We start from the raw sequence: 6,408 nt of genomic DNA, 5'->3' as shown, positions 1-6,408 counted from the left end.
TCTGATCCGCCTTCTGGTCAAGCGCGTTGAGATTGATCGCGGCGACATCACGGTGGTGTTCCGTGTCGCTCCGCCGCCCGATCCGAGCTATGGTGGTTCAGACAGCGGCAGTTTGCACCATTGTAGGAGGGGTCAAGAGAGCACGGATCGACTACCCCTTAAGCGAGGCTTAAAGCCTGCCCCTGTGCGTGCGGCACCATCACAGCGACATACCCCGGGTAACCCACTGTTGTTCTTCTCTAATCCTGTCCGCAGAGCCGACCAAGCAGAGTCACTTGCTCTGGCGGACCTTCCGGGCCGCCGCATCCTTCCTGTCAACGTGTCCGCGGCGTTGTACGGCTGCTGAGACACCTGAACAAAGTCGAATTAGGTCGTCGGCTAGCTCGACGCGCCTGCGTGGGCGTGCGTGTTCCTGCTACGTACTCCGTTAGCGCTTAATCAGGAGCAGATCTTGCGCTGACCCCAACTAGGTGAAGCTGACGCCGGCCTTCTCAACGACAGCCTGCAGAGCGCGGATAGACTCGACTTTGGCGCCTCCATCGAGAGGACCATTCAGCGACCAGCGACGGCGAACTGCACCACAAACCGATCCTCTTCCGGCTTGGGGCCGACTACGCCCCTGTCTTTAGTGCCGCGAATAGGCGGGCTGCAGCGGCCCGTGGCAGATATTCTGGTGAGAGAAGGGCTTTGCGCCTTTAACCCCTCAAACGGCCACCACGATCAATTTTCGAGCCTCTCCGCTAAACTCCCCCAAAGCCACAGGCGTAGCGGAATCCCCTGAGCTTATGGGGGAGATCAGAAAGGGAAGCGGCCTTCTGCCAAAGGCCTATGTGCCAGACCCAAAACTTGAAGCAGCATTGGAGAACCTGAAAAGGGCTGTCGGCAAAGCCGGAGGCGCTTGGCAGGATCGGCAGCACCAGGACGGGAGGCGAAGATGAACCGAGAACAGCAAGCCGCGCGGATCGAGAAGATCGTCAACACGATTGCCGAGCGGGCCGTCACCGTGCCCCCTGATCACCGCTCCGCCTACATCCAGGATGAGGTTGAGAAGGTGCGGCAAGCCTTCCTGCAGACCTATGAGGCTGATGAGGGGCTGAGGGCTTGCGCCATGGAGTTCGTCGACAAGATGAGCGGGTGGATCGAGGCCCGGGTTCACGCGCTGGAGACGGAGGCAGCCGGCAAGACCGAGGCGGATGAGGGCAGGACGGAGCCACATTCTTGAGCCGGGAAAGAGCCATCATGGACGATTGGTATCCCGTCAGGCTGGCGCCGCGCGACGGCACCCCGGTGATCCTCTGGATGGAGGATGCAGAGGCACCGCCCACCTATCCGGTGACGGTCGGAGTCTGGGAAACCGACGATATCACCCGGAGGAGCCATTGGCGCGTCGTCGGAGCGCGGTACGGCACCCACACCTACTTCGACCAGCACATTGTCGGCTGGCGGCCGCTGCCTTGCATGTATCGCGCCTGACAAGAAGCCTCAAAATGAGGGTGTTGGCATGGCCGAGGCATTCAGTGAGAGTGCGACATAGGCTCTGAAATGACAAAAAGAGAAGGGGCGACAAACCTATGACGAAACCCATCATCATAGCTTACCCATGCCCAAAGTGCGGGGCCGGGCAGGCCATCCTACCGTCTAAGAGCGAAGCGGTAGGCATGGTGCTTTGTGCCGAATGTGGTCGCAAGCACGGGCGCCTTGATGAGGTTCAAGCGGAGGTCGCCAACAAAGCCCGTGAGGAGAGCACTCACAAGATGCAGCAGATCTACCGAAACCGCCCCACAGGGAAGAACCGCTCGTCCTGAGAGGGCTGAGCAGTCCATGTCTGACGAGCTCCGATCCCCAATCAAGCACCACTTGGAGCTGCACAAGCGCGATCCGGAGTGGCGCATGGCGCGGTTCTACAGCCTCATGGTCGAGCGGGATCTGTTCGGGGCCGTGCGGTTGGTGCGCACCTCGGGAAGGATCGGCAGCAACGGGCAGGAGATGGTCGAAATGTTCTCCAACGAGCTCGAGGCCGGCCAAGCGCTCGAGGCCCTGGCCGCAGTGAAACGCCGGCGCGGATATCGGGATCTCTAGATGGGCAATTAACCCGCTCTAGCTATTTCAGATGACAATCCTGCACGAGAGGAGACGGGATCATTGATAGTTGAAAAGCGGTCGAACAAACGCTGGAACACGGTTCTCAAGGGACAAGTCGTATTCAACAACCGCTCCTCGGTGCTCATCTGCACGGTGCGGGATCTCTCTGAGATCGGCGCCCGCATCTGCTTCACCGACGCCTTCGAGTTGCCTCCCGAGTTTGACCTCGAGATCCCGAGCAGGGGGCTGCGGCTTCCGGCCCGCCTGGTCTGGGGCCGCGGGGCGAACCACGGCGTCATGTTTCTGAAGAAGGCCAAAGCGGGGACGGTCCCGCCCGGCTGGTGGCCGCGGCCCCCCGAAAAACCGGCTACGTAATATTTACCGTGACCGTTCCAGAATGCCTGCACCGGGCGCGTAGCGTAACAGTCCGACTGCGCTCCATTGCCCCCAAGCGTGGAAGACGCCCTGGCTGAGGGTCCACGACTCCCCTTGGCCGCGGCGTTTCATTGTCGGCTGCGAATTTCGCGGAAATTGTGATTTTGACAAGCAGAGAACAGCGCAGAGATGCTCGGTCCCTCAAAGGTTCACGAGGCGGAGTAGGCTACCAGAGGAACCGGCTGGGGCTGTATGGATCAAAGAACAAATTGAAGAAGAGGTATCCGGCCACGAAAGCCAGGAGGCCCACGATCAGAAGGGCAAGCACGAGCAGGATGATGCGGGTCCTTCTCTCATCTCGAATAAGCTGAATTGAGTGACCTTCAGCGTCCCGCTGTGCTCCTGTTCGTTGTAACGCTCATCGTGCATGGGCTATCCCCGAGCTCGCCTAGCTTTATCAGCCTCGCGTGAGCGCGAGAAGATCGTCCAGAATTTCCGATAGCGCGATTATGGAACAGTAGGTCGGCCTCGCATGCGCGTGAGGCTTTTGGTTCTATAACGCCGATTGCGCACGGAAATTTGGAATGATGAGGGGGCTAACCAGCGCTCGCACAGGCCAAGCGGCGGCGCGGGTATGGTGATCTATGAGGCTAGCTCTTCCATGACCAGGCCAGCAAGGCCAGGAAGCCCACAACGAACAGCACCCAAGCCCACCAAGGCAGGATGCCGATCACCTCAGCCATTCCGTGCCAGAACGCAGAAAACTCGGCCATGGGTGCCCCGCTGTTTGCAGGACATTAGCCGGAGGTCGAGGCGAAAGGGAAGATTGCAGCCTCGCGCGAGGCTTCGCGCCCGCTTGGCGTTCCATAACGCCAATTACTCGCGTGCAAGAGTTTCGGGTAAGGCCGTTTATGGAACTGGCAACAAGTCCCTGGCTACGGTTCTGTTGTAAGCGTGTCGGAACGGGCGTATTCTCAAGCCTGAACTTGACCTCGCCTCTCTCGCAGCCCCTCGCGGCTCCGACACAGCGCCCCGAGCCGCCCTTGAGGGACTAGGCCTGTACAGGAGGTCGTCATGAAGACTGACCAAGCTCGCCGCCAAGTCCTTCAAGGCGTCATGGCTCTGCCATTTGTCGCCGCGTTGGTCGCAGACGCTCGACGGGTTTCGGCTCAGACGGGCGTTGCCGTCCCTGTTAAGGTCGACACCAAAGGCCTGGTGGCCAAGATCAAATTCGAAGCTGAACTGGCAGGCTTCCTCAGTGAGCTCAACGGCCGCTATAAGCTGCGGGTCACCGAGCTGACGCTGGAGCCGGGGGGCCATGTTGGCGAACACAACCATGTTGGTCCGGGAATCCGGCAGGTCACATCAGGATCCATGACCTACGTGTTGCCGGAGAAGACGGTGGTTTACGGGCCAGGGGACTTCTTCTTCGAGTCGGGCGATATCAATCACACCGTTTTCAACAAGACCGATGCCCCGATGGTGCATGTGCTGTTTGAGATCCTCCCAGTCGATGCCAAAGGACCTTCGCTGATCCCAGTTAAGCACCATTAGCTTAGGCGGCTGCTGCGTTGGAATCCCGAGTGAACCATCTCGTTCCTTGGGCATGGATCGATGCGAACCTAGAGTCACAGAGCAGCGCTCGGAGTGGGCTCTCGCACCCGTGTAACTGGAGACGATAAATTCGCGTAGCCCATTTTTGACAAGCGGCGCTACACGTTCAATTGACCGAACGGGACACGAACCTACTCCCAAGAGGATTGGAAGCCCTCTGTAATGCGATTAAAGTCTTAAACCACCCCGTGGGGTGGGTTGACCCAATGGGACAGCAATCCCCAGGGTCCAATGCCACCGAGGAACGATCGCAGATCCAGATGGGTGCAGACGGAAGCGGCCAAGCACACTACCCCGGAAAGCATTCGACGGCGAATTGCCGATGAGGAAAAAGCTGTCCGTGCCCTGTTAAACGCAGGTGGCACGAGTGGCCCTCTGGCAGAGGCCTTGGACGCCCATCACGAGTTGATCGAAGTTCTGACGAAACGCCTCGCCGATTTCCGATAGACACTTTTTGGAAAGCATTCGCGGTCGAGCAGGCTGAGACGGGCTTGGGGCAAAAAAGAAGCGCTCAACCTGAGAGGGAGCGCTTCAAGGAGCCGGATCCGTAGGGGCAGAAAGGGTCCGGGAGGAGCCCCTTTCAAATCAGAGTTGATCTTTCGCGGCTCTAACATGGGTTAGGGCGTAGCTGCGCTATCCTGACGCCCGCGCGTGCGCGGAAAATCGCCTGCGATGTTGCGAATTTCCGAGAAGACGCTTTACGGAACGGCCAAATTGCAGGGCTAGCGGAACAGGCGTATTCTCAAGTCTGTAGCTGATCTGGCCTCTCTCGAGCCCCTTGGGGTTTCGACACAGCCCCGAGCCGCCCATGAGGCACCATGGCCTATGGGGGAGAGGCGTATGTGTCCAAGAGCTGCCCTTATTTCCACCGTTCTCATCATCAGCCTGCCGCTGCCGATCCAAGCCCATGACATCTACTCGCATCTGAAGGACGAGGAAGGCGCGAGTTGCTGCGACGATCAGGATTGCCGCCCGGCGTTGTATCGCCTGACTGCACGCGGTGTGCAGATGTACGTAGATCAACAATGGATCAACGTGCCGAACGAACGGATCCAATACCGCGCCCTGCTGGGTGATCGCGGCGAGACTGGCGGGGGACATTGGTGCGGATCAGTCTATGAACCAGACTTCAGCAATCTTGGTGGCCTGTACATGACGAAATGCGCGATTCTGCCGCCTCAGGCTGCATCAGCACAGTAAGACTCGCCGTTTGGTGGGACCGGAGGAGTGAGACATGCCAAAAGGTTACTGGGTCGTATCAGGCGATGTGACAGATCCCGAAGGGTACAGGGCATATGTGGCAGAGAACGCCAACGCCTTTTCGAAGTACGGTGCTTGCTTCCTCGCACGTGGCGGCAAATCAGAGGCTGTCGAGGGCCGAGGCTATAGCCGCACAGTCATCATTGAGTTTAAGGACTTTGACACGGCCTTGGCCTGCTATCACTCGCCTGAATATGTTAAAGCTAAGGGGCTTCGCGAGGGCCGGGCTGATGTGAACATCACTATTGTTGAAGAGTACGATGGTCCGCAGCCCGAAAATTGAGCCGTGCTGGGGCACCCTTTAGCAAAGTTGGGAGTCAGTGGCGCGGATGCCAGGAGCCGTGATTTCGGGGAGGATCGTTTATTGAACAAGCAATAGCAGCCAACGGCATCTTCATTCAACCACGTCGTCGGCAACCAGCAGAGACTCAAACTCTTTGCTAAGCGTCCCCCTCAGCTCTCTCGCTGTCTTCAGATTGATCACAAGCTCGAATTTAACCGGTTGCTCCACGGGCAACTCTGCCGGTTTCGCCCCTTTCAGAATTTTGTCCACATACGTGGCCGTCTGCCGGGCAAGGTCGACCTGGTTGACCCCGTAAGACATCAGCCCTCCGAGATCTACGAATTCCCTGGCTGCGCCCATTGCTGGCAGTCTGCCTGTCGCCGCAAGACTCGCGATGCGTGGGTATTCGCCAAACAGCATCGGGCTGGGCATGACAATGAGAGCACCGGCACGCTCTCTGGCCATCGCAGCGAACGCGCCGACGACGTCCTCCGGGCCAGACGCCGGCACGAGTTGAAGCTGTAATCCCAAAGTTCGGGCTGCAGCTTCCATTTCATGCAGGAGACCGGCCATCGTGCGTTCGCCGTAGGCGTTGGGATGCCAAAGGACTGCCACACGCGAAAGTCCAGGGACGGCCTCTCGGAGCAACTGTAGGCGCTTGGCGGACCTTTCAATTACCCATAGATTTGTGCTCCAATCCTAGCGCCGAGTTCGATATCCATCAGGCGCGAGAGTCCTCTCCACATGACGGTGTTTCCTGGCGGAGGATCATGGCCACGGGCGAGATAGCCGCC

Annotated in this window: 9 protein-coding genes; 7 read left to right on the top strand and 2 right to left on the bottom strand. The window is 58.9% G+C overall.

Annotated elements, in window-relative coordinates; all coding sequences use genetic code 11:
• Positions 1–934: 934 nt before the first annotated feature.
• The 4 genes from FS320_RS35850 (at position 935) to FS320_RS35835 (ending at position 2,457) form a co-directional block, all read left to right on the top strand.
• Positions 935–1,222, top strand: coding sequence for a hypothetical protein (locus FS320_RS35850; RefSeq protein ID WP_152717122.1), 288 nt, complete (start codon positions 935–937; stop codon positions 1,220–1,222).
• A complete protein-coding gene (locus FS320_RS35845; protein WP_244627606.1) occupies positions 1,219–1,473 on the top strand; it encodes a TrbG/VirB9 family P-type conjugative transfer protein in 255 nt (84 codons plus the stop codon). The genes FS320_RS35850 and FS320_RS35845 overlap by 4 nt, the downstream gene beginning before the upstream one ends.
• A gap of 348 nt (positions 1,474–1,821) precedes the next feature.
• The gene (locus FS320_RS35840) at positions 1,822–2,079 is read left to right on the top strand and encodes a WGR domain-containing protein (RefSeq protein WP_152717121.1); all 258 of its coding nucleotides are present in this window, start codon (positions 1,822–1,824) and stop codon (positions 2,077–2,079) included.
• Between the two features lie 63 nt (positions 2,080–2,142).
• Entirely contained in the window at positions 2,143–2,457 is a 315-nt protein-coding gene (locus tag FS320_RS35835; RefSeq protein ID WP_152717120.1) for a PilZ domain-containing protein, read from the top strand.
• A gap of 650 nt (positions 2,458–3,107) precedes the next feature.
• On the opposite strand, the gene FS320_RS49970 is transcribed toward FS320_RS35835, so the two are convergent.
• On the bottom strand, positions 3,108–3,230 hold the full coding sequence (locus FS320_RS49970; protein ID WP_274597267.1) for a hypothetical protein: 123 nt from the start codon (positions 3,228–3,230) through the stop codon (positions 3,108–3,110).
• 301 nt (positions 3,231–3,531) lie between these two features.
• Between FS320_RS49970 and FS320_RS35830 the strand changes: the two genes are divergently transcribed.
• From FS320_RS35830 to FS320_RS35820, 3 genes are all read left to right on the top strand, one after another.
• Positions 3,532–4,011: a cupin domain-containing protein gene (locus FS320_RS35830; protein WP_244627605.1), complete on the top strand. Its 480-nt coding sequence runs from the start codon at positions 3,532–3,534 to the stop codon at positions 4,009–4,011.
• A gap of 900 nt (positions 4,012–4,911) precedes the next feature.
• A complete protein-coding gene (locus FS320_RS35825; RefSeq protein ID WP_152717119.1) occupies positions 4,912–5,271 on the top strand; it encodes a hypothetical protein in 360 nt (119 codons plus the stop codon).
• A gap of 34 nt (positions 5,272–5,305) precedes the next feature.
• The gene (locus FS320_RS35820; protein WP_152717118.1) at positions 5,306–5,614 is read left to right on the top strand and encodes a DUF1330 domain-containing protein; all 309 of its coding nucleotides are present in this window, start codon (positions 5,306–5,308) and stop codon (positions 5,612–5,614) included.
• A 111-nt stretch (positions 5,615–5,725) separates the two neighbouring features.
• Here the strand turns inward: FS320_RS35820 and FS320_RS35815 are convergent, their stop codons facing one another.
• Complete coding sequence (locus FS320_RS35815) at positions 5,726–6,289, bottom strand: ABC transporter substrate-binding protein (RefSeq protein WP_338105626.1); 564 nt, start codon at positions 6,287–6,289, stop codon at positions 5,726–5,728.
• Positions 6,290–6,408: the final 119 nt, after the last annotated feature.

This window comes from Microvirga tunisiensis (assembly GCF_009296175.1).
Taxonomy (GTDB): domain Bacteria; phylum Pseudomonadota; class Alphaproteobacteria; order Rhizobiales; family Beijerinckiaceae; genus Microvirga; species Microvirga tunisiensis.
Note: the sequence above shows the minus strand (reverse complement) of the source record. Positions and strands in the feature narration are given on the sequence as shown.

Bases quoted from the DNA above. Each gene is read 5' to 3' on its own strand.
- FS320_RS35840 (WP_152717121.1), top strand. From the start codon at position 1,822: ATGTCTGACGAGCTCCGATCCCCAATCAAGCACCACTTGGAGCTGCAC.
- FS320_RS49970 (WP_274597267.1), bottom strand. From the start codon at position 3,230: ATGGCCGAGTTTTCTGCGTTCTGGCACGGAATGGCTGAGGTGATCGGC.
- FS320_RS35820 (WP_152717118.1), top strand. From the start codon at position 5,306: ATGCCAAAAGGTTACTGGGTCGTATCAGGCGATGTGACAGATCCCGAA.
- FS320_RS35830 (WP_244627605.1), top strand. From the start codon at position 3,532: ATGAAGACTGACCAAGCTCGCCGCCAAGTCCTTCAAGGCGTCATGGCT.
- FS320_RS35825 (WP_152717119.1), top strand. From the start codon at position 4,912: ATGTGTCCAAGAGCTGCCCTTATTTCCACCGTTCTCATCATCAGCCTG.
- FS320_RS35850 (WP_152717122.1), top strand. From the start codon at position 935: ATGAACCGAGAACAGCAAGCCGCGCGGATCGAGAAGATCGTCAACACG.